A 20,485-nucleotide genomic window follows, 5' to 3' on the forward strand; every position below is an offset into this window, starting at 1 on the left:
CGACCGCCTCCCGCAAAAAGCCGCTCTGGTCCCCATGCCCCGCGCTATACTGCGTTCGCCTGCGGCGGCGTCCGTGGTCCGCATGCGCCAGGCATTTTTTCGGAGGAAGCATGCGCGGTCGGGTGATCGTCCTGTTCAGCATCGGCGTCGCGGCGGCATGCGTCGTCTTGCCGCCCTGGTTCGCATTCCAGGAAGCCCGGCGCCAGGGCTTCGTCGCCGCCGCCGAGATCGCGCAGACCTATGCCCAGGACGTCCTGCACCGCGCCGACGAGACCGCGCGCCAGACCGGGCGGGTCTTCACCCAGCTGGAGCGGGTGCCTGACGGTCCCTGTTCGGAAGCCTCGCTGCGCCTGATGCGCCAGCTCGACCTGACCTCGACCTACATCCAGGCCATGGGCCACGTGCGCGATGGCGCCGTGGTCTGCTCGTCGATGGGCGGCCCGCCTATCCCCCTGGGCGGCGATGTGTTCCGCACCGCGCGCGGGGTACTGATCCATCCGCGCGTGCCGGTCGACACGCCCGGCGCCTCGCCGCTGATGGCGGTCGTGCGCAACGGTTTCGCGGTGCTGGTGCACCGCGACCTGCCACTCGACACCTCGACCGCGATCCCCGGCGTGGCTCTGGGTGTGATGCATCTGGACGCCCTGCGCCGGGGCCCGCCGGAGCTGGCCAAGGGCCTGGTCAAGCGCGAGTGGCTGGCCAGGCTCGGCGCGCGCGCGGAGGCGGTGTTCATCGATGGCGGCCAACTGGTCGCGCTGCGGCGCTCCCCCGAGTTTCGCATCGTCGCGGTCGCCGCCGTGCCGATGGCCTACCTCGAGGAGCGCGCGGCGGCGATCGCGTGGCGCCTGGTGCCGGCCGGGGCCCTCTTCGGGCTGGCGCTGGCGGCCGCCGTCCTGCTGCTGGCGCGCCAGCAGCGCTCGCTCCCGACGGCGCTGAGGCAGGGCTTGCGCCGCAACGAATTCCACCTGCACTACCAGCCGATCGTCGACCTCGACAGCGGGCGCTGGGTCGGACTGGAAGCCCTGTTGCGCTGGCGGCGCGCGGGCGGAGAGACGATCGGCCCGGAACTCTTCATCCCGGTGGCGGAACGGAGCGGCATGATGTCGCGCCTGACCGAAAGGGTGTTCGAGCTCGCCGCGGCCGACCTGGGCGCCTTCCTCGCCTCCCATCCCGGCTTCCACCTCGCCGTCAACCTGTGCCCCACCGACCTGCATTCGGAGGCGCTGCTGGGAATGGTCGACCGCTTCCTGGAGCGCACCGGCGCCGGTGCGTCCAGCCTGATGGTCGAGATCACGGAGCGCGGCTTGCTCGACGTGAACAGCGCCCGCCGCATCATCGCGGCGCTGCGCGCGCGCGGCGTCGGCATCGCCGTCGACGACTTCGGCACCGGCTATTCCAGCCTGTCCTACCTGGAGACCCTGGAGCTCGACTACCTCAAGATCGACCGTTCCTTCATCGAGGCGATCGGCACCGGGGCCCCGACCAGCCAGGTGGTGGGCCACATCGTTGCGATGGCGCGCGCGATGGGGCTGCGCATGATCGCCGAGGGCATCGAGAGCGAGGCCCAGGCCGAGTTCCTGCGCGGGCACGCGGTCCAGTATGCCCAGGGCTGGCTGTTCGGCAAGCCGGCGCCGGCCGCCGAGGTGCTGCGCCTGGCGCAAGCGGGCGAGGGCGCCGGACTGGCCATGATGAGCGCCGCCTGACGCGATTGTTCGCTCATCCGGGACACAGTGTTCGCGTGTGCCGGGCCAGTTTCCCCACCCCCTTGGGTTACATTGCTGCCATCACCTATTTGGCACGCAAGACGCCGGGCGCCAGGGCGTGTGCGCCGCGCTTGCATGGAGGAGGGAAACTTGGCAGTCGCCACCCATCGAGACCAACTGATCAGCATGCTCGCCGAGGCCGCCGAGGTCGAGCACTGCCTGATGTGCAGCTACCTGTACGCCGCATTCTCCCTCAAGCAAAGCACGGAGGAAGACCTGCTCCCCCAGGAGCTGGCCGCCGTCAAGCGCTGGCGCGCCGAGATCATCGCCATCGCCACCGAGGAAATGCTGCACCTGGCCCTGGTCAACAACCTCCTGATCGCGGTCGGTTCGCGTCCCCACTACAGGCATTACAACTTCCCGGCCACCGCCGGCCAGTTCCCCGCCGACGTCGCCGTGGCCCTGCTGCCCTTCGACGGCGCCACGCTCGACCATTTCATCTACGTCGAACGTCCCAGCCAGGCGAACGAGCGCGACAGCGCCACCCTCGAGAAGCCGGCCTATACGCGTGACATGGCGCGCACCGACCTGATCACCGACGTTCCCTGCGAGTACGCGACCGTGGGCGAGCTGTACGGCGCAATCGCGGCCAGCATCTCCCACCTCGCGGCCGAGCTGGGCGAGCAGGGCCTGTTCGTGGGCCAGCCGGAGGCCCAGCTCACCGAGCGCGACGTGTTCCTGCCCGGCCTGTGCAGCATCGCGAACGAGGCCGAGGCCCTGCGCGCGCTGGCGCTGATCGTGGAGCAGGGCGAGGGCTCGCTCGTGTGCGAGGAAGCCTCGCACTTCGCGCGCTTTCGCGCCATCCGCGAGCAGTGGCAGGCGCTGTCGGCGCAGCGCGGCGATTTCAAGCCCTACCGCGACGCCGCCCGCCATCCGGTGATGCGCTCGCCGGTGAGCAGCAGCCCGCGGATCCAGGTGGTGAGCGAACCCGCGATCCATCTGCTCGACGTCGGCAACGCCAGCTACTTCCTGATGCTGCGCATCCTGGCCCTGATGAGCGACACCGTCAATTGCCTGCTGCCGCGCCCGGTCGTGATGCGGCAGGCCATGAACCTGATGCATGCGCTGGCCGACATCGGCAGCGCGCTGACCCGCCTGCCGGCCAATCCCGCGCATCCGGGCGTGAGCGCCGGCCTGACCTTCACCCTGTCGCGCACCGCGCTCGGCTACGAATCGCCCGATTCCGCCGCCCGCCTGATCGCCGAACGCATGGAACTGCTGGCGGGCCATGCCGAGGCCTGCGTGGCGGCCTTGCCGGCCCTGGCCCGCTTCGCGCAGGCGCTGCGCGAAGGCGCCTGGGCCTGGCGGCGCGCCCACGACGCGAAGGGTGGGGCGGCGCAGCCCGCCGCGAGCGCGCCCGCCGCCGCGTCCCTCAGGCCCTACCAGCCCGAGGTCGTGCGCGGCGCCACCGGCACCGTCTATTTCGATGCGCGCCGCTGCGTGCATTCGCGCCACTGCGTGCTCGAAGAGCCCGAGGTGTTCAAGGCCAACCAGGACGGCGACTGGATCTTCCCAGACATGGCCACGCCCGAGCGCCTGGGGCGGGTCGCGCGCCGCTGCGTCTCCGGCGCGATCCGCTACGAGCAGCACGACGGCAAGGACCCCGAGCTTGCGCCGCCGGTCAATCTGGTGCGCATGCGCGAGAACGGCCCGCTGGCCTTCGACGCCGACATCCGCATCGCGGGCGCGGACGGCGGGGGCGAGGCGCAGTTGCGCGCCACGCTGTGCCGATGCGGCCGCTCCAACAACAAACCTTACTGCGACCAGTCGCATCTGGCCGCCGGCTTCGAGGCCTCCGGCGAAGCGCTCACCCGGCCATCGGCGCCGCTCGAGCAGCGTGACGGTCCGCTCGTGGTGACGCCGCTTCGCGATGGGCCGCTCGACCTGCGCGGGGCCGCCGAAGTCATTACCGGAACCGGACGCACGGTCGACCGGACCCTCGCGGTGCGCCTGTGCCGCTGCGGCCACTCGCGCGACAAGCCCTTCTGCGACGGCAGCCACCGCGCGGCGGGCTTCGTCGCCGACGGGCGCGGGGCGTGAAGCGCCCGCGCATGCGGCTTCAGTGCCTGAGCGTGTCGATCTGGTGCGCGAGCACCACGCACTCGCGCGCGCTCATGCGCTGGCCCACCGGGATCAGCGCCTGCACTGGCGCCGCCGACACCTCGCTGCCCGGCAAGACCTGGATCGGCGCGCCGCTCGCCGCCTGGTAGAGGGCGCTGTCTCGACTCGGACGGGACTTGCAAGGGAAGTGGAACGGGTGCTAATATGGGAACCGATCGGTTCATATATACGACCCCTACCCAGCGAGGCAAAAGAATGGCAAACCCGTCCGGCCCCGGCCGCCCCCGTGAATTCGACCTCGACGTCGCCGCGCGCGACGCCATGGACGTGTTCTGGGACCGCGGCTACGAGGGCGCTTCGCTGCCCGACCTGATCGCCGGCACCGGGCTGTCGCGCGGCAGCCTGTACAAGGCCTTCGGCGACAAGCGCGGCCTGCTGCTGGCGGCGCTCGACCTGTACACCGCGCGCGGCCTGAAGGCCAACGCCGAGCTGCTGTCCCAGCCCGGTTCGGTGAAGGAGGCGATCCGCGCCACGCTGCTGCGCTACGCCGCGCTGTCTTCCGGAGAAGCAGGGCGGCGCGGCTGCCTGGTGGTGGCGATGGCCACCGAGATGGCGACCCACGATCCCGAGATCGCCGAGCGCACCGGCCGCATGTTCCGGCGCCTGCAGCAGCTGTACGCCGGCGCCATCGTGCGCGGCCAGGCCAGCGGCGAGTTGCGCGACTGCGACGAGCAGGCGGTGGCGCGTTTCCTGGTCTCCCAGGCCCAGGGAATGCGGGTGCTCGGCAAGACCGGGGCGACCGAGGCCGATATGCTGGCCGTGGTCGACACGACGATGCGCGTCCTCGACTGAGGCGCTTTTTTTTCACCATTTTGGAACCGATTGGTTCCTTTGAAAGCCAGCCATGTCCCATCACGCAATGGTCCCGCCCGAGCCCCGACGCTGGGCGATGTTCGCCGTCCTGCTGGCCGGCTCCTTCCTGCCGCCTCTCGACTTCTTCATCGTCAACGTGGCGCTGCCCTCGATCCAGCAGGAGCTCGGCGCCTCCAACTCGGCCGAGCAGCTCGTCATCTCCTGCTACGCCGCGCTGTACGCGGTCACCCTCACCACCGGGGGGCGCCTGGGCGACCTGTTCGGCCGCAGCCGGGTGTTCTTCGCCGGGCTGCTCGGCTTCACCGCCGCCTCGGCGCTGTGCGGCCTGGCCTGGTCGCCCTGGGCCCTGGTGGCCGGCCGCGCCCTGCAGGGCGTGACCGCGGCGATCATGGCGCCCCAGGCGCTCGCCTCGGTCCAGGCCATCTTCCCGGAGTCGGAAAAGCCGCTCGCGCTCAGCCTGTATGGCGCGGTGTTTGGCCTGGCCTCGGTGATCGGGCAGGCGCTGGGCGGCATCCTGATCTCGCTCGACCTGTTCGGCCTCGGCTGGCGCGCGGTCTTCCTGCTCAACCTGCCGGTGGCGCTGGTGGTCGTGCCGGCCGGCCTGGCGCTGCTGAAGAACAGGCGCGAACAGGGCGGCGGCAAGCTGGATCCGGGCGGCATGGCCTTGTCCATGCTCACCCTGGGCCTGCTGATCGTGCCGCTGATCGAAGGCCGCGAGGCCGGCTGGCCCTGGTGGTCCTGGCTGTCGCTGGCCGCCGCGCCGCTGCTGGCCCGGGTGTTCTGGCGCCACCAGAGCCGCCTGGCGCGCCGGGGCGGGGCGCCGCTGCTCGATCCGGCGGCGCTGCGCGCGCCCGGTCTCGGCCGCGCCCTCCTGATCGCGCTGTGCTTCTATTCGATCGGCTGCTTCTTCCTGCTGTTCTCGGTCTACCTGCAGGACGCGCTGCATGCGAGTCCCCTGAGCGCGGGCCTGGTCTTCCTGCCTTTCGGCGCGGGTTTCCTGCTCGGTCCCCTGGCGACGCCGCGCCTGCGGCGGCTGATCGATGCCTGGGTCAATCCGCTCGGCATGGCGCTCGAGATGGCCGCCTTCCTCGGCCTGGCCTGGCTGGTCGCCGCCACGCCGGAGGCGGTCGCGCCTGCCCGCGCGCCGCTGGCCGTGCTGCTGTTCCTGATCGGTTTCGGCCAGGGGCTGGGTTTGCCGACCCTGATGCGCATGATCACCGGCCGCGTCGCGCCCAACCTGTCGGGGATGATCGCCGGTGTCGCCAGCTCGACCCTGCAGGTCAGCACGGCGCTCAGCGTGGCGTTGATCGGCGGGATCTTCTACACCGTCCTCGGTGGACGCGAGGATCCGGCCGCGATCGCCCACGCCTTCGTGGTGTCCGCCCTGTGCATCGCGGCCTGCCTCGGGGTCGGCGTGGCGCTGGGTGTGAGCCTGGCCCGGGAGAGCGGCCGCGCCGAGGCGGCGACCGGACGCGCCGGCGCATGAGCGCCCAAGGGCAAGCATGTTTCTCAACGGCCCGCAGGGGCCATCTCAGGAGTCCACAACCATGAACGCCAAGCACTCTTCCGTCATCGTGTACGTCATCTACCGCGGCACGGAAACCACCCGTTTCGACCGCGACTACTACGTGAGCCGCCACCTGCCGCTCGTCATGGACGCATGGCGGCAATACGGCTTGCAGGGGGTGGCTGCCTTCTTCCCCGCGGTCGGGCAGGAAGGCACGATCGCCATCTGCGAATGCGTGTTCCGCGACGAGGCGGCGGTGGACGCGGCCTTCGGTTCGCCAGAGACGCCGGCGGTGATGGCCGACGTCGCGCGCTATACCGACGCCGCGCCGACCCGCCTGCGTGTCATGGCGATGTGAGGGCGGGCGCTCAGCGCCGCGCAGGCTTGCCGGCCGCCTCGCGCAGGCTGGCCGGGAGCTGGTCCACCGGGCAGTAGCGGAAGCTGGTCGTGGTCCCGCCCGCGCGCTGGGTGAAGCGCAGGGCGTGGTCCACGGTCACGGTCTGGCGCTGGGCCTTGCCCTCGCCGTCGTCGCAACGCTGTTCGACCGTGTAGCGCATTCCATAGCCGGCCTTGGCGCGCTTGAGCACCTTCACCTTGCAGCTGGCGGCGTCGGTGGTCGCCAGGCCCTTGCCGTCGTAATAGCGCAGGTCGGCCGCGTCGGGCGCGGCGCAATCCTTGCCCTCGGCCACGTAGACGCCCGGCTTGAGCTTGTAGACGCCGCCCGGCTTGGGCGTGGTGTCGACGCTGGACCAGGCCGGGCCGGCGGCGCCGAGGGCGGCGCAGGCTCCCACTGCGGCGAAAAAGAGCTGGGTTTTTTTGTGTTGCATGCGGTCTCCTTGCTGTCTGCGAGACGCCATTCTAGTGCCGCGCCAAGGCGCATCCGGAGCGCAATTGTAAGGATGTGCTACCGCCGTTTTTGGTGCCGCCGAGCAGGAAACGGCGGACTTGCGTACAATTCCGGATGTGCGGCGCGGAGTCCTTCGCGCTCCTATCCCCGATTTTCAAGCCGTTTTTCAAACCGATTTACACGCCGATACCTGCGCCGGCCTGCGCCGGCGCCAGCCGTTTCCGGCATCGCTATTGTATTTTTTGGAACACTCATGGGCTACGACATCAAGACCCTCAAGGATGCGCTCGCACTGGTGCGGCGCGTGTGGCGCGACTCCGCCGGCTTCTTCCTGAGCCTGGAAGTATGGCTGATGGTGGCGGTCGCGGCCTGCACCGTGGCCGGCGTCTGGCTCGGCTTCATGGGCGACCTGCGCGGCGTGCTGGCGCTCGGCTTCGCCGCCGCCTACATGCTCACGCGCACCGTGCTGCACGCCAGGCGCATCCTCGCCTGGCCCTTCCTCTAAGCCGCGCGCGCCAAGGCCGCCGCCCGCTCAGTCCTCGTGCGCGGTGGCGCCGGCCGTCCCCTGCAGGTAGTTGTCCTTGACCCGCACGTAGTGCTCGGCCGAGTAGCGCAGGTAGGCGATCTCCTCCGGCGTCAGCTGGCGCAGGCGCCGCACCGGCCGGCCCACGTAGAGCCAGCCGCTCTCCAGCACCTTCCCCGGCGGGACCAGGCTGCCGGCGCCGACCATCACCCTGTCGTTTACCCTCACCTCGTCCATCAGGATCGTGCCCATGCCGATCAGGCATTCGTTGCCGATGCTGCAGCCGTGCAGGATGGCCGAGTGGCCGATGGTGACGTAGTCGCCGATCACGAGCGGCACCCCGAGCGGATTCTTCTCGTGCCGGTGCGAGACATGGCCCATGCTCAGGTCCTGGATGTTGGTGCAGCGCCCGATGTGGATGTGGTTCACGTCACCGCGCAGCACGGTATTGCACCACACCGAGCTGTCTTCGCCGATGCGCACGTCGCCGACCACCTGGGCGGATGGGTGGAGGTAGACCCGGTCGCCCAGGACCGGGTGGAATTCGAGATAGCTGCTGAGGGGCATCGCCTGGCTCCTGCCTGCTGGGTGAAGAATGGCGACAGCATACCAGCGGCGCGACGCATCCGCGTGCATCCGCGCGCCGCGCCGGCACGTAGCTCTGCCAGGCCGGACGCATCCCGCATCCGGCATTCCCTGAGCAGAAAGCGCATCATGCAAGCACACCGCCGCCTCCGTGGCCTGATCCTCTTCGTCGCCGCCTCGGCGGCTCCCCTCGCCGCCCTGGCGGAATGGCCCGTGGTCCGCCACCACGAACCCGGCTACTACAGCATGTGGCCGGACGAACAGGACGAAAGCATCGTCGTCGACTTCCATGCGCGCCGCGTCGAGGGACACAGCGCGCATCTCCCGGCCGTCGCCAGACCGGACAAGTGGAAGCATCCGAATTTCTGGAGCGACGACCCCGACCCCAGGCAGGTGAAGGACGCATCGGCGCCGCCATCCGCCGAGGGCGCGGCGCGCGCCCCGCAGCCGGCCAGGGATGGCGCGCACGGCAAGGGCGAGGGCGGCGACAAAGGCGGACGCGCGGTGCCGAAGGCGCCAAAGGCGCCCGCGGCCGGTCACGTCCATCTGCAGCCGTCCAGCCCCGGTTTCCAGGCCGAGCGCGCGGCCTCCGCGCGCTTGCTGCCCCTGGACCGGGACCATGGGCACCGAGCTTCATGAAAGCTTTCATGCGGCCTGTCATGATAAAAGCCATATCGGCCGCTGGGTCGAAAGAGGGAGGCGCAGGCGCCGGGAAGCGATGATCCTGTCTGGAAGGGGAACACGATGGAAGCCGGTCTCGCAACGCATGAAACGCTTTCATTTCCCGACGAAGAGCCGGCTACTGCGCGCCTGCCCGATTCAGGCGCGGTGCGGCCGCTTGCTATCGGCCGCACGGCCGGCGATGTCGCGCGCGAGACGGGCGAGCTCCCCGGCATGACGGCAGGCGAGGGCGCGGCGCGCCTTCGGTAACCGGGGACGCACATGAAGATCAGGGATACGGTGGCGTTGGTCACCGGCGCCAACCGCGGCCTGGGCCGCGCATGGGTGCAGTTGCTGCAGGAAGCCGGCGCGCGCAAGGTGTATGCCTGCGCACGCGACCCCGCCGCCATCGACGCTCCGGGGGCCGAAGCGCTGCAGCTGGACATCACGCGCCAGGATGACGTCGACCGGGTCGCGCGCCAGTGCGGCGACGTCGGCCTGCTGGTCAACAACGCCGGCATCATCCGTGGCGGCGGCCTGCTCGACCCGCAGGCCCCGGATCTCGCGCGCCAGGAGCTCGAGACCAATCTGTTCGGCACCCTGGCCATGTGCCGCGCCTTCGCGCCGGTGCTGGCGCGCCAGGGAGGGGGCGCGGTCATCAACGTGCTGTCCATCCTGAGCTGGATCACCCTGCCGAACGTGGAGACCTATAGTTGCTCGAAGGCCGCCACCTGGGCGATGACCAACGGCCTGCGCGCGGCCCTGCGTGGCCAGGGCACCCAGGTGCTGGCGCTGCACGTGAGCTTCATGGACACCGACATGACGGCCGGGCTCGACGCCCCCAAGGCGGCGCCGGCCGACGTGGTGCGCCAGGCGCTGGCGGCGCTGGAGGCGGGGGCCAGCGAAGTGCTGGCCGACGAGATGACGCGCCAGGTCAAGGCCGGCCTGTCGCGCGAGCCCGCCATCTACCTGGGCTGAACCGGCGGAGGCGAGGGAAGGCGCCCGCCACGTCGGGCGCGCAAGCCGCGTCGAGGGCGCCGCGCGTGCCTCCCGCTTGGTTCCGCCCGATCCCGCTTGATCCCGCCTGCATGATTTCCAACCCACCAAGAAAGGAAACGACATGGCCGCACTCTCCACACTCGGCATCGTGCACACCGCGATCGCCCTGGTTGCCGTCGGCGCCGGGGTCCGCGCCTACCTGCGCTACCGCGAGATCACCCCGCGCAGTGGCGCCGGCGTGTTGTACATCGTGATGACGGTGCTCACCTGCCTGACCGGTTTTTTCATCTTCGCCCACGGCGGGCCCACCGCGGCCCACGCGCTCGGCGTCCTGACCCTGGCCGTGCTGGTATTCGCGCTGGCGCTGAGGCATGCCGGCTGGCTGGGGCGCTACGGGCGTCCCGTCGAGACGGTCGCCTATTCGCTGACGTTCTACTTCCATTTCATTCCAGCGCTGACCGAGACCGGCACCCGGCTGCCGCTCGGCGCGCCACTGTTCAGCGGCCCGGAAGACCCGACCCTGAGCATGTGCGTGGGCCTGCTGTTTGTGGCCTTCGTCCTTGGCGCCATCGCCCAGGTGCGCTGGCTGCGCGCGAACGGGGAGTTTCCGGCGGCGGGCAAGCCGCGCATGCCGATCGCCTGAGCGGCATCATGGCCAGGCCCTGCGGCGGGAACCGCGGGGCCGGTCTCCGATCCAAACCGCAACCATCATGAGGAGAGCTACATGGCAATGTTCACGACCACCGACGGCGTCGAGATCTACTACAAGGACTGGGGCCGCGGGCAGCCCATCGTGTTCAGCCACGGCTGGCCCCTGGATGCCGACAGCTGGGAGTCGCAGATGATCTTCTTCGCCAACCACGGCTACCGCTGCATCGCGCACGACCGACGCGGCCACGGCCGCTCCAGCCAGCCCTGGGACGGCAACGACATGGACCATTACGCCGACGACCTGGCCCAGTTGCTCGAGCGGCTCGACGTGCGCGACGCGGTGCTGTTCGGATTCTCGACCGGCGGCGGAGAGGTGGCGCGCTACATCGGCCGCCACGGCACGGCGCGCGTGGCCAAGGCCGGGCTGATCTCGGCGGTGCCGCCGCTCATGCTCAAGACCGCCGCCAATCCCGGCGGCCTGCCGCTCGAGGTCTTCGACGGCATCCGGGCCGGGCAGCTGGCCGACCGCTCCCAGCTCTACCTCGACATCCCATCCGGCCCTTTCTACGGTTTCAACCGCCCGGGCGCCAAGGTCTCGCAGGGACTGATCCAGTCATGGTGGATGCAAGGCATGATGGGTGGGCACAAGAACACCTTCGATTCGATCAAGGCGTTTTCGGAAACCGACTTCACCGAGGATCTCAAGAAATTCACGATCCCGACCCTGATCATCCACGGCGACGACGACCAGATCGTGCCGATCGACGCGGCCGGGCGCGCCTCGGCCAAGCTGATTCCGCATGCGAAGCTGATCGTCTATCCGGGCGCCCCTCACGGCCTGACCGACACCCACAAGGAGCAGGTGAACGCCGACATGCTGGCCTTCGTCAAGGGCTAGCGGTGCGGGGCTGCCCCGCGCCCCATGCGCCGGCCCCCTTCGCTTCAGTGCCGCCCGCGGCCGCGGTGGCCGCCATGGTGCCCGCCGTGGTGGCCGCGGCCCCGGCCATGTCCCCAGCCGTGGCCGCCGTAATGGCGCGGGCCGCGGTCGTAGTAGCTGAACCCCAGGTCGACCGAGACCGGGGGATAGGCATAGCCTGGACCATCGTAGTAGGAATAGCCGGAATCGTAGGCATAGGGCGGGCCGTAGACGGCGCAGCCGCCCAGGCCACCGGCGAGAAGTAGTGCGAGGGCGAGACGTTTCGCCGAGCGTCGGATGTGCGTATTCATGCTGGCCTCCTGCGGGGTTCGACGCCCCATTCTAGGCCGCCGGCTGCTGACGTAACTATCGGATTTGTAAGCAGATATTTGTAAGCAGATGCTACTTCGACAGCGGACGCCCGGGTATTCCCAGGGCGTGCATAAGGGAGCGAGTCATGTATACGGTTTGTGAATGGCGATCATCATGGATCGCAATTTGATTTCTAACTGAAAGGGCGCATACTGGAGGCATACCAAACGTTCACTGAGGAAACGATCATGTCCACCAGCCTGTCGACCCGTCCTGCCGCCGCCGGTTTTGCCCGCGCCTCCTTCGACTTCCTGCGCGGCCTGTTCACCGGCGCGTCGCCGGCCTATGGCCGTGCCACGGACAGCAGCGAGATCTGGGCCCTGTACCGCATGAGCCGCGGCGTCGACACGGTGCCGCCGGCCGCGCTGCGCCGCCTGGCCGAGCGCGCCAGCCAATAAGTCCGTCCGGCCCCGCCTTCACGGCGGGACCGCCTTCGCCCGGCAGGCGCCGGGCGCGCGGCCTCAACGCGACGCCACGCTGGCCTTGATCACATACATCACCGCCAGGCGCCGGTCGGGCACGTAGCTCATCACCAGGTCGCTGTCCTCGCGCGGCGTGAAATCCATCGTCACATTGCCGTCGTAGGAGACGAAGCGCTCGGGCGACATCGCCATCAGGCGGATCGGCGGACGCTTGTCAATCCGCGCCACCAGGCCGCCACGGTCGGGCTGCACGTCGAGGCGCCAGCCATTGGACAGCTTGTACATGCCCGAGACCCGGTCGGCTTCGTGCGGCCAGATGTCGTACGCGGGCGCCGGCGCGGTGACCTGGACCGTCGACGAGGGGCTGACGCTGGGGTAGGGCGTGGTCTGGGCGGCGGCTTCGGCCGCGACCATCAGCAGCAGGGCTGCGGGGATTGCCAGGGATGCTTTCATGATTGCTCCTTCTCGATACGGGCTGGGCCGTCGGGAGCGACGCGCGTGCAGGCGCCTGCGCGCGGGCGCGCCTTCCGGTGGTCTGGGCGCCCTGGCCATGCCAGCGGCGCTCATTCCAGTCTAGGACGGCGCGCGCGCAGCACAAGGCCAAGCGCGCGGGTATCACGAAATCGTCTTGTTTCCATATTGTTCAGATCGGCCGGATATGACACCGGAAAGGCCGTTCGTCCTTCGATTCTGAATCGCGTAGCCGCGCCGTCCGCATGCATATGCGCGCGCGCCCGGCCTGGCGATTGGCCACGTCGAATTGGCCGGGATTGGCCGCCCGGCAGCCGCCTTCCATCCCCTACGATGGGCTCATGTCAACCGAGGAGCATCGCATGAGCCAGCGTACCCGCCACATCCTTGAAGCGAAACCGTCCCGTGCTTCGCTATCCCGCCTGCGCCGCCTGGCGCCGGCCGTCCTGCTCGCCGTCGCGCCCCTGGGCGCCGCCCTGGCGCACGGTCCCGCGGACCATGCCGCCCCCGGCGCCGAGAAAGTCACCCTGCTGCAGCGCCAGCCGCTGGCGCGCGCACCGGGCACCGCCATCCAGATGATCAGCGTCGAGTACGCGCCCGGCCAGGTCTCGATTCCCCACCGCCACCCCGGCGCCGCCTTCGTCTACGTGGTCGAGGGCGAGGTGGTGTCGCGCCTGGAGGGCGGGCAGGAAGTGCGCTACCGCGCCGGCCAGTCCTGGTATGAGCCGCCCGGCGTGCCGCACCTGGTGTCGCGCAACGCCAGCGCGACCAGGAAAGCACGCATGGTCGCGGTGCTGGTGCACGGCGAAAACGAGCCGGTCCTCGAACCTCTTCCCGCGCGCTGAGCGCATCCCCCGCCGGCCGGCGTCGCGCCGCAAGCGCGGCTGCGGGCGGGCGATTGTCCGACGGCTCCCGCCCGGGACCGCCATCTCATCCTCATCCGGAGTGCATCATGAAACAACATATTCTCGTCATCGGCAGCGGTTTTGCCGGTTTGTGGGGCGCATTGGGCGCCGCCCGCCTGCTCGAACAACAGGGCCGGACAAGCGAGGTCGACATCACGCTGGTGTCGCCCGCGCCGGTGCTCCACATGCGGCCTCGCCTGCACGAGCACGATCCGGCGCGCATGGAAACGCCGATCGCGGCCCATCTGGCGGCGGCCGGGGTGCGCCATGTGGCCGGCCTAGTCGAGCGCATCCACCACCGCGACCGCAGCGTCGAGCTGCGCGGCGCGGACGGCAGCCTGAGCCAGCTCGGCTACGACCGCCTGCTGCTGACCTCGGGCAGCAGGATGCATCGCCCGGGCGTGCCCGGCATCGGCGAGCACGCCTTCAGCATCGACCAGCTCGACGAAGCCCTGGCCCTCGAGCGGCACCTGCAGGCGCTCGGCGCGGCGCCATCCTCGACGGCCCGCGACACCGTGGTCGTGGTCGGCGGCGGCTTCACCGGCATCGAGATCGCGGCCGAGCTGCCGGCGAGGCTGCGCGCTGCGCTCGGCGCAGGCGCTGCGCCGCGGGTGGTGCTGGTCGAGCGCAATGTGGCGGTCGGCCCGGAACTCGGCCCCGGTCCGCGCCCGGTGATCGAGGAAGCGCTCGAACAGCTCGGCGTGGAAATCCTGCTGGGCGCGGCGGTCCAGGCGATCGACGCCGGCGGCGTGCGCCTGGCGGGTGGGGCGCGGATCGAGGCCTCCACCGTGATCTGGACCGGCGGGGTGCGCGCGAGCGGCCTGACCGCCCAGTTGCCGGGCGAGCGCGACGCCTTCGGCCGCCTGCACGTGAGCGACGACCTGCGTCTGCCGCAGGCGCACGAGGTGTTCGCCGCCGGCGACGTGGCGCGCGCCGCCACCGACGAGGAGGGGAACCACGCGATGATGGCCTGCCAGCATGCGATCAACATGGGGCGCTATGCCGGGCACAATGTGGCCGCCGACTTGCTCGGGCTGGCGACGGTGGCCTACCGCCAGCCCTTCTACGTGACCTGCCTCGACCTCGGTGGCTGGGGCGCGGTCTACACCGAAGGCTGGGAACGCACGATCAAGATGATCGGTGGCCGCGCCAAGGCGCTCAAGACCCAGATCAATACCGAATGGATCTATCCGCCGGCGCCGGAGCGCTCCCTGCTGCTGGCCGAGGCCGACTGGCGCAACACCGTGGTGGCTTGAAGCAGGAGGGCGGCGGCCGCCCTGGCGCTAGCGGATGCCGTCTCCGTCCTGCACGCGCAGCAGGCGCTCGACCTCGGGCCAGCGCGCCCGCACCGCGGGAAAATCCAGCGGCGCGTAGCGCGCGACGGTGGCGCCCTTGGCGTCGCGGATCAGGATCGCGAGCTTGCCGCCGTGGCGGCGCGCGATCTCGTGCCAGCTCACCAGTTCGGCGAAGTCCTCGCCGGCGGCGGCGGTGGCGTACAGGCTGACGAAGGGCGTGTCCGCCAGCGCGTCATAGACGGCGCGGGCGCGCGCGGCCGGCAACGCGGGAGCGCGCCGGAAGGGCGTGGCGGCGGCGGGCGAGGCGGCCAGGGCGGGTGCCAGCTCGCGTCCGCCGGCCCAGATTCCCCGCACCAGCGGGGCCTGGCGGTCTTCGGTGATGCCGAGCGCCATGTCGACGACATGGCTGGCTTCGTGCAGGAGCACGTAGCCGAGGGCGTCCATGCCCGAAGCTTCGATGCTGACGCTGTGTCCCGAGCCGTCGTCCGCGAACAGGCGCTTTTCCTTGGTGCTCAGGAACTGGCCCAGGCTTTCCTTCAGGATGCTGGCGCGCAGGGTGATGTCGAATTGTCCGCTGCCTTCGACCGCGGAAGTCAGGCCGGTGCCGGCGCCCGGGATGCCGTCCACGAAGCCCAGGCGGCGCAGCCGTTTTTCCAGCACGCGGCGGTGCAGCTCGGGCAGCGCGGCCAGGGCCGCCTCGACCTGGCGGCGTTCGCCGGCATCAAGTTCATGGGGCCGCACCTCGCGCATGCCTGCGTCCACGAAATGCTGCACGACATCCGGCGCCGGCGCGCCGGCGCGCTCCAGCAGGCTGGCGGTGGGCTGCGCAGCGCTAGCCCAGGCCGCGGGCGCGGTGGCCAGTAGCGCCAGGGCGAGCTGGGTGGCAAGCAGGGTCTTTCGCAAATCGGTCTCCCGGAGTGACAAGGGCATTGTAGTGGGAGATACGCGCCGCGCCCCGGTCCGGATGCGTCGCGCCGGCGCCGTTGCGCGCGCGCCAAAAAAAAAGCCCCGCCGGGAGGCGAGGCCTGGAACACGGCGGCGCCACGCGCCGCCGGTATCCGCTTACAGCGACTTGAGGAAGGCCAGCAGGGCTTCCCGGTCCGCCTTGGACAGGTTGGCGAAGCGCTGCTTGGACTTCTCGGCTTCGCCGCCGTGCCACATGATGGCTTCGGTCAGGTTGGCCGCGCGGCCGTCGTGCAGGTAGCCGACCTTGCCCTTGTTGGCCATGACCATCTCGGTGTAGCCGATGCCCCACAGCGGCGCGGTCTTCCACATATTGCCCTTGGCCTGGCCTTCGACGTAGTCGTCCGCCAGCCCTTCGCCCATGTCGTGCAGCAGCAGGTCGGTGTAGGGACGGATGGTCTGGTTGCGCAGTTCGGCGAACAGGTGGGTCGAACCGGTCTTCATCTCGGCCGTGTGGCAGGCCACGCAGCGCAGGCCCTGGAACAGCTTCGAGCCCGCCGCGACCTTGGCCGGATCGACGTTATGCTCGGGCAGCGGGGAGACGAATTTCGGGAAGCCGCTCGGCAGGCTGCGCTGGGCCGGGACCGCGACCAGGGCCAGGTACTCCGAGATCGACTTCAGTTCAGCATCCGAGACGCCGCGCTGCGCCGGCTGCGACTTGCAGCTGGCCGGATCGGCGGCGCAGGCGCGGTTCGGGTACACCGGCGAGGTCACCGCCATGTCCAGCAGCAGCGCTTCGGCGCTCTGGTGGCGCAGCGAGGCCTTGGCCGCCTTCCAGCCGAAGCGGCCCATGCGCACCGCGCCGCTCTCCGGATCGAACACGAAGTTGGCCACGCCCTTGACGCCATCCTCGTCCGGCGTCGAACGCACGCGCGCCAGGATGTCGGCTTCCGGTACGGCTTCCAGCAGGCCCACGCCCAGCATCGGCTGGGCCGCGCGCAGCGAGTAGATCTGCGGCGCGCCGCCTTCGAAGGACACGACCGGCTTGGAGAGCTTGACCGGGGTGCCGTCTCCGAGGGTGACGGTGCGCGACTCGACGCCGGAGACGCGCACGTTGGTGCCCCAGTTCTGCGGGGTGGCGTTGGCGCCGTAGGCGTTCATCTGGACCGAGATGCCGTACTTCGGATGCGGCAGCTGCTTGCCGTCGGCATCCAGCACCGCGGTGCGCACGCCCATGGTGTCGAGGCGCTGGCCGGCCAGCGGCGCCGGGCTGCGGCCGTTGTTGACGTGGCAGGCGATGCAGACCGACTGGCTGAAGCGCTGGCCCTGCAGGCCGACGGCCGGGTCGTAGCGGTCGTTGCCGACTTCGCTGTGGCGGCCGGTGGTGAAGTTGGTGTGCAGCAGGCGGCGTCCTTCGACGAAGCGCTGCATGTTCTGCATGCCGATGTTGGTATGCGGCTGCTGGAACATGAACTTGCCTTCGTCGGTGTAGTTATAGGACACCGAACCGAGGCCGCCCGACAGGGTCGACTCGGGCAGGGGCACCGAGTTCAGGCGCGGCTGCACGCCGTACCAGGGACGCAGGCCCTGGCCGACCACGTAGACCCACTCGTAGGAGTAGTAGCGCTCGCCGCCGAAGTCGCCCTTGGCCGCCAGCGCTTCCTTGGTGGTGAACATCGAGGGCGAGACTTCGATCACGTCGCCCGCCACCAGCGGACGCGCCGGGATGCTCAGGCCGTTCGGAAAACCGTCCGGACCCAGGGCGCGGTGGCCGGGGTAGTCCTTGATCTGCAGGGTGCAGCCGTTGTTGATGCCGTTGACGGTGGTCAGGCGGCCATTGGCCGGGTAGGGCACCGGTTTGCAGACCTTGATGCCGTTGTCGACCAGTTCGCCCGGCGCCATCCAGCCGTAGCCGGTGTCGCCCGGACGGTCGAAGGCGCGGAAGAAGGCGATGCCGCCCGACAGGAAGTCGGTCTGGGTGTACTGGTTGACGATCAGGGTCGGCTTGGTCACGCCGGCCACGCGGCTGTTGTCGATGATCTCGACGCCCCAGGTGCGGTTCTTGAAGTATTGCGGCACGAAGCTGAGGTAGTTGCCCGGGCCCTTGTCGACCGGATTGCCGTTGGCGTCGATGGTCTCGTTAGGGCCGTAGCCGACTTCGTTCCACTCTTCGCCGCGCTCGCGGCCGTGACGCGCCAGGCCGCGCGCGCCGAAGCGGGTGACCAGGGTGCCGTCCGGCAGGGTGAACTGCAGCGACTCGACCGGATCGGTGCTGCCGGGCAGGGGCGTCATGGCGCCGCCGTTGGCGGGGTAGGGCACCGGGGTGGTGTTCACCACCGGCAGGGTGTTGTCGCTGCCCGGGGTCTTGAACTCGACCTCGTACAGCGAGTAGCCGTAGGCGGTGGCGCGCTGGTAGCCCTGCAGCTGGACGTAGCGGGCGTTGATGCCGAGGTTGAAGAATTCCTCGGTGCCGCCCTTGCCGTCGGTGACGTGGCGCACGTCGGTCCAGGTCTTGCCGTCGTCCGAAGAGCGCAGCTTGTATTCGCGGCCGTAGGCGTTTTCCCAGGCCAGCTTCATGTAGCCGATCTGCGCCTTGGCGCCGAAGTCGAACACGATGTAGGCGCCGTTCTCGTGGGCGCTGCCCCAGCGGGTGGCCATGTTGCCGTCGATCGCGGCGGCGGTCGTGTTGTTGCCCTCGACCGGCGAGCCGCTGGTGGCGACCGGCTTGATCGCGACGCCCGGCTTGGTGGTGTCGACCGGCGGCTGGGGTTCCTCCGGCAGCGGCGGTTCGCTCACGGCGCCGCCGGTGTAGGCCTTGATCTCGAAGATCGAATAGCCGTAGCCGGTGTTGCGTTTGATCCCGCGCATGCGCAGGTAGCGTCCCTCGCCGTTCAGGCCGGTCAGGTTCTCGCTGCCGCCCTGGCTGTCGGTGACGTGCTTGATGACGGTCCAGCTGCGCTCGTCGTTCGACACTTCGAGCACGTATTCGGTGGCGCGCGCGTTTTCCCAGTCGATGGCGACGCGGTTGATTACCACGGAAGCGCCGAAATCGAGCTGCAGGTGCTCGTTGTCGGTGAAGCCGCTGCTCCAGCGGGTGTTCGGGTCGCCGTCGATGGCGGCCTGGGGACCCAGGTCGCCGCGCTCCGAGTTGCTGGCGCTGGCCTTGACCGGGGTCAGCGGCGCTTCCGCCGCCACCCGCCCCGCCGAGCGCGACATGGTCGACGCGGTGGCGCTGGCCGGGGTATCGGCGTCGCCGCCGTTGCCGCCGCAGGCCGCCAGCAGCAGGGCCAGCGCGAGCGGCGCGGCCTGCAGGCCCTGTCGGGCCAGGCGCGTGCGTGAAATGGGACCCGGGCCACGCCGGGTCATGGTTGGTGTCATGGTACCTCCCTCTACCGTTGATTTTGTTGCAATGAAAGCCGCATGGTCCGGATCCCGCTGCGGCTCGGCGCGTCGTCGGCGGCGGGCGCTGGGAGGTGATCCAATCATGTCCTCTCGGCTTTCGAGTCCGACACAAAATTTCCACGCAGCAATGTTAACGATAGCATATTTGTTCCGTATGTACGGAGAGCTCTACCAAAGGAAATAGATCTAGATCAAGCCCGGGATGGCTTGCGGGTTCGCGCGAGGGGAGCGGCAGAGGGAAGAGGCGTGTTGCGGAAAATCCACATGCATCCGGGATTTTTCATGCTACAGCGAGGAAGAATGCGCTAGGGGTCATGCTACAAGCGCCAAAAAAGAGGAAATCTTGATTTCCTGATTGACATTATCTCTTGCTTTGCCGCACAACAGTAGAGGAATCGTTCGAATCGCCGAACGCGGCTTCCAGGGTCGACCGGAGCCATGTTCGCACCGCCTGGATCGCCGGATTGCCGCGCTGCGCACCGTGAAACACGATCCAGGCTGGTTTCTCCATCGGCGCCGCGCCGGGCAGGGTCGTGAGCTCGGGATAGCGGTCCAGCATGTAAAGCGGCAGCAGTCCGCAGGCCGCGCCGTGGCGGATCGCCTCCACCTGGGCCAGCAGGCTGTTGCTGCGCAAGGCGGGTTCGCGCTGCGGGTAGTGGCGGCGCAGGTAGGCCGATTCTGGCACGGTCTCGGCCGCACGGTCATAGCCCGCCAGCGGCAGCGCATCCGCGCCGGCCGAGGCCAGCGCCGCGCGCGCCGCCATCATTGCGTAGCGCAAGGGCGGCAGGGCCAGGGCCACCAGGTTGCCGTCGCTGGGCTCGGCGAGGCGCACCGCGATGTCGGTTTCCTTGTGGCTGAGGCTGAGCACGGCCATCGAGACCTGGAGCTCGATGCCGAGCCCGGGGTGCTGGCGGCGCAGCGCCGCCAGGGCAGGCGCCAGCAGGCAGGTCGCGATGCCTTCCGGGGCCGTGACCCGCACCCGGCCAGCCAGGCGCGGTCCCGCCTCCTCGCCGGCTTGTCCGATGCCGCGCACCAGTTCGTTCATCTCGTGGGCGGTGGCGACCACCCTGAGGGCATCCGGCGTGAGCCGCACCTTGCCCTGGCTTTCCTCGACCAGCTGGTAGCCGAGCGCCAGTTCGAGCCGGCGCATGCGCCGCACCACGGTGGCGCGGGTCAGGTCGAGCGCGCGCGCGGTCGCGCCATAGCTGGCCTGGCGCGCCAGGGTCGAGAGCGTCAGCAAATCATCCCAGGACAACGCGCGTTTTTTAACGGCGCTGTCGGTTTTCGAGCGTTGTTCCACAGCGAGGGCTTTCCTAGAATCGTCCGCATC

General features: G+C 69.6%; 22 protein-coding genes. 15 read left to right on the plus strand and 7 right to left on the minus strand.

What is annotated here, in order from left to right; genetic code table 11:
* Positions 1-110 precede the first annotated feature (110 nt).
* The 6 genes from B0920_RS02570 to B0920_RS02590 all read left to right on the plus strand — a co-directional run bounded on the left by B0920_RS02570 (position 111) and on the right by B0920_RS02590 (position 6,562).
* On the plus strand, positions 111-1,703 hold the full coding sequence (locus B0920_RS02570) for an EAL domain-containing protein (protein WP_078031018.1): 1,593 nt from the start codon (positions 111-113) through the stop codon (positions 1,701-1,703).
* 150 nt (positions 1,704-1,853) lie between these two features.
* Positions 1,854-3,803: a ferritin-like domain-containing protein gene (locus B0920_RS02575; RefSeq protein ID WP_179119067.1), complete on the plus strand. Its 1,950-nt coding sequence runs from the start codon at positions 1,854-1,856 to the stop codon at positions 3,801-3,803.
* An 11-nt stretch (positions 3,804-3,814) separates the two neighbouring features.
* Positions 3,815-3,973, plus strand: coding sequence for a hypothetical protein (locus B0920_RS25865; RefSeq protein WP_179119068.1), 159 nt, complete (start codon positions 3,815-3,817; stop codon positions 3,971-3,973).
* 106 nt (positions 3,974-4,079) lie between these two features.
* A complete protein-coding gene (locus B0920_RS02580) occupies positions 4,080-4,676 on the plus strand; it encodes a TetR/AcrR family transcriptional regulator (RefSeq protein WP_078031020.1) in 597 nt (198 codons plus the stop codon).
* 52 nt (positions 4,677-4,728) lie between these two features.
* Positions 4,729-6,183 (plus strand): MFS transporter, encoded by a 1,455-nt coding sequence (locus tag B0920_RS02585; protein ID WP_078031021.1) that lies wholly within the window; start codon positions 4,729-4,731, stop codon positions 6,181-6,183.
* Positions 6,184-6,244: 61 nt separating this feature from the next.
* Positions 6,245-6,562, plus strand: coding sequence for an EthD family reductase (locus tag B0920_RS02590; protein WP_078031022.1), 318 nt, complete (start codon positions 6,245-6,247; stop codon positions 6,560-6,562).
* A 10-nt stretch (positions 6,563-6,572) separates the two neighbouring features.
* Here the strand turns inward: B0920_RS02590 and B0920_RS02595 are convergent, their stop codons facing one another.
* Entirely contained in the window at positions 6,573-7,031 is a 459-nt protein-coding gene (locus tag B0920_RS02595; protein WP_078031023.1) for a hypothetical protein, read from the minus strand.
* Positions 7,032-7,304: 273 nt separating this feature from the next.
* Between B0920_RS02595 and B0920_RS02600 the strand changes: the two genes are divergently transcribed.
* Positions 7,305-7,556, plus strand: a complete 252-nt coding sequence (locus tag B0920_RS02600) for a hypothetical protein (RefSeq protein WP_078031024.1) — start codon at positions 7,305-7,307, stop codon at positions 7,554-7,556.
* A 27-nt stretch (positions 7,557-7,583) separates the two neighbouring features.
* On the opposite strand, the gene B0920_RS02605 is transcribed toward B0920_RS02600, so the two are convergent.
* A complete protein-coding gene (locus B0920_RS02605; protein WP_078031025.1) occupies positions 7,584-8,141 on the minus strand; it encodes a gamma carbonic anhydrase family protein in 558 nt (185 codons plus the stop codon).
* A 147-nt stretch (positions 8,142-8,288) separates the two neighbouring features.
* Between B0920_RS02605 and B0920_RS02610 the strand changes: the two genes are divergently transcribed.
* The 5 genes from B0920_RS02610 (at position 8,289) to B0920_RS02630 (ending at position 11,367) form a co-directional block, all read left to right on the plus strand.
* A complete protein-coding gene (locus B0920_RS02610; protein ID WP_078031026.1) occupies positions 8,289-8,798 on the plus strand; it encodes a hypothetical protein in 510 nt (169 codons plus the stop codon).
* A gap of 105 nt (positions 8,799-8,903) precedes the next feature.
* Positions 8,904-9,089: a hypothetical protein gene (locus B0920_RS02615; RefSeq protein ID WP_078031027.1), complete on the plus strand. Its 186-nt coding sequence runs from the start codon at positions 8,904-8,906 to the stop codon at positions 9,087-9,089.
* 12 nt (positions 9,090-9,101) lie between these two features.
* Entirely contained in the window at positions 9,102-9,797 is a 696-nt protein-coding gene (locus B0920_RS02620; protein WP_078031028.1) for an SDR family oxidoreductase, read from the plus strand.
* A 142-nt stretch (positions 9,798-9,939) separates the two neighbouring features.
* Positions 9,940-10,461 carry a hypothetical protein gene (locus tag B0920_RS02625; RefSeq protein ID WP_078031029.1) on the plus strand — a complete coding sequence of 174 codons (522 nt, stop codon included), beginning with the start codon at positions 9,940-9,942 and terminating at the stop codon, positions 10,459-10,461.
* 81 nt (positions 10,462-10,542) lie between these two features.
* The gene (locus B0920_RS02630; RefSeq protein WP_078031030.1) at positions 10,543-11,367 is read left to right on the plus strand and encodes an alpha/beta fold hydrolase; all 825 of its coding nucleotides are present in this window, start codon (positions 10,543-10,545) and stop codon (positions 11,365-11,367) included.
* A 44-nt stretch (positions 11,368-11,411) separates the two neighbouring features.
* On the opposite strand, the gene B0920_RS02635 is transcribed toward B0920_RS02630, so the two are convergent.
* Positions 11,412-11,696 (minus strand): hypothetical protein, encoded by a 285-nt coding sequence (locus B0920_RS02635; protein ID WP_078031031.1) that lies wholly within the window; start codon positions 11,694-11,696, stop codon positions 11,412-11,414.
* 249 nt (positions 11,697-11,945) lie between these two features.
* Between B0920_RS02635 and B0920_RS02640 the strand changes: the two genes are divergently transcribed.
* A complete protein-coding gene (locus B0920_RS02640; RefSeq protein WP_078031032.1) occupies positions 11,946-12,155 on the plus strand; it encodes a hypothetical protein in 210 nt (69 codons plus the stop codon).
* A gap of 63 nt (positions 12,156-12,218) precedes the next feature.
* On the opposite strand, the gene B0920_RS02645 is transcribed toward B0920_RS02640, so the two are convergent.
* The gene (locus B0920_RS02645; RefSeq protein ID WP_078031033.1) at positions 12,219-12,632 is read right to left on the minus strand and encodes a hypothetical protein; all 414 of its coding nucleotides are present in this window, start codon (positions 12,630-12,632) and stop codon (positions 12,219-12,221) included.
* Between the two features lie 380 nt (positions 12,633-13,012).
* Here B0920_RS02645 and B0920_RS02650 point away from each other — a divergent pair, with 380 nt between their 5' ends.
* Positions 13,013-13,495, plus strand: coding sequence for a cupin domain-containing protein (locus B0920_RS02650; RefSeq protein ID WP_078031034.1), 483 nt, complete (start codon positions 13,013-13,015; stop codon positions 13,493-13,495).
* Between the two features lie 107 nt (positions 13,496-13,602).
* A complete protein-coding gene (locus B0920_RS02655) occupies positions 13,603-14,811 on the plus strand; it encodes an NAD(P)/FAD-dependent oxidoreductase (protein WP_078031035.1) in 1,209 nt (402 codons plus the stop codon).
* A 27-nt stretch (positions 14,812-14,838) separates the two neighbouring features.
* Here B0920_RS02655 and B0920_RS02660 read toward each other — a convergent pair whose 3' ends face one another.
* The 3 genes from B0920_RS02660 to B0920_RS02670 form a co-directional block, all read right to left on the minus strand.
* Positions 14,839-15,753 (minus strand): hypothetical protein, encoded by a 915-nt coding sequence (locus B0920_RS02660; protein WP_078031036.1) that lies wholly within the window; start codon positions 15,751-15,753, stop codon positions 14,839-14,841.
* 159 nt (positions 15,754-15,912) lie between these two features.
* Positions 15,913-19,131 (minus strand): di-heme oxidoredictase family protein, encoded by a 3,219-nt coding sequence (locus B0920_RS02665; protein ID WP_229455111.1) that lies wholly within the window; start codon positions 19,129-19,131, stop codon positions 15,913-15,915.
* A gap of 385 nt (positions 19,132-19,516) precedes the next feature.
* Positions 19,517-20,410 (minus strand): LysR family transcriptional regulator, encoded by an 894-nt coding sequence (locus B0920_RS02670; protein WP_143745612.1) that lies wholly within the window; start codon positions 20,408-20,410, stop codon positions 19,517-19,519.
* Between the last annotated feature and the right edge of the window lie 75 nt (positions 20,411-20,485).

This window comes from Massilia sp. KIM (assembly GCF_002007115.1).
In the GTDB taxonomy this organism is placed as follows: domain Bacteria; phylum Pseudomonadota; class Gammaproteobacteria; order Burkholderiales; family Burkholderiaceae_D; genus Telluria.

What these genes read in the sequence shown, in the direction of transcription:
- B0920_RS02610 (WP_078031026.1), top strand. Translation starts at nt 8,289, where the DNA reads ATGCAAGCACACCGCCGCCTCCGTGGCCTGATCCTCTTCGTCGCCGCC.
- B0920_RS02650 (WP_078031034.1), top strand. Translation starts at nt 13,013, where the DNA reads ATGAGCCAGCGTACCCGCCACATCCTTGAAGCGAAACCGTCCCGTGCT.
- B0920_RS02605 (WP_078031025.1), bottom strand. Translation starts at nt 8,141, where the DNA reads ATGCCCCTCAGCAGCTATCTCGAATTCCACCCGGTCCTGGGCGACCGG.
- B0920_RS02585 (WP_078031021.1), top strand. Translation starts at nt 4,729, where the DNA reads ATGTCCCATCACGCAATGGTCCCGCCCGAGCCCCGACGCTGGGCGATG.
- B0920_RS02615 (WP_078031027.1), top strand. Translation starts at nt 8,904, where the DNA reads ATGGAAGCCGGTCTCGCAACGCATGAAACGCTTTCATTTCCCGACGAA.
- B0920_RS02655 (WP_078031035.1), top strand. Translation starts at nt 13,603, where the DNA reads ATGAAACAACATATTCTCGTCATCGGCAGCGGTTTTGCCGGTTTGTGG.
- B0920_RS02600 (WP_078031024.1), top strand. Translation starts at nt 7,305, where the DNA reads ATGGGCTACGACATCAAGACCCTCAAGGATGCGCTCGCACTGGTGCGG.
- B0920_RS02625 (WP_078031029.1), top strand. Translation starts at nt 9,940, where the DNA reads ATGGCCGCACTCTCCACACTCGGCATCGTGCACACCGCGATCGCCCTG.
- B0920_RS02580 (WP_078031020.1), top strand. Translation starts at nt 4,080, where the DNA reads ATGGCAAACCCGTCCGGCCCCGGCCGCCCCCGTGAATTCGACCTCGAC.
- B0920_RS02590 (WP_078031022.1), top strand. Translation starts at nt 6,245, where the DNA reads ATGAACGCCAAGCACTCTTCCGTCATCGTGTACGTCATCTACCGCGGC.
- B0920_RS25865 (WP_179119068.1), top strand. Translation starts at nt 3,815, where the DNA reads ATGCGGCTTCAGTGCCTGAGCGTGTCGATCTGGTGCGCGAGCACCACG.
- B0920_RS02640 (WP_078031032.1), top strand. Translation starts at nt 11,946, where the DNA reads ATGTCCACCAGCCTGTCGACCCGTCCTGCCGCCGCCGGTTTTGCCCGC.
- B0920_RS02620 (WP_078031028.1), top strand. Translation starts at nt 9,102, where the DNA reads ATGAAGATCAGGGATACGGTGGCGTTGGTCACCGGCGCCAACCGCGGC.
- B0920_RS02665 (WP_229455111.1), bottom strand. Translation starts at nt 19,131, where the DNA reads ATGACACCAACCATGACCCGGCGTGGCCCGGGTCCCATTTCACGCACG.
- B0920_RS02595 (WP_078031023.1), bottom strand. Translation starts at nt 7,031, where the DNA reads ATGCAACACAAAAAAACCCAGCTCTTTTTCGCCGCAGTGGGAGCCTGC.
- B0920_RS02635 (WP_078031031.1), bottom strand. Translation starts at nt 11,696, where the DNA reads ATGAATACGCACATCCGACGCTCGGCGAAACGTCTCGCCCTCGCACTA.
- B0920_RS02570 (WP_078031018.1), top strand. Translation starts at nt 111, where the DNA reads ATGCGCGGTCGGGTGATCGTCCTGTTCAGCATCGGCGTCGCGGCGGCA.
- B0920_RS02630 (WP_078031030.1), top strand. Translation starts at nt 10,543, where the DNA reads ATGGCAATGTTCACGACCACCGACGGCGTCGAGATCTACTACAAGGAC.
- B0920_RS02645 (WP_078031033.1), bottom strand. Translation starts at nt 12,632, where the DNA reads ATGAAAGCATCCCTGGCAATCCCCGCAGCCCTGCTGCTGATGGTCGCG.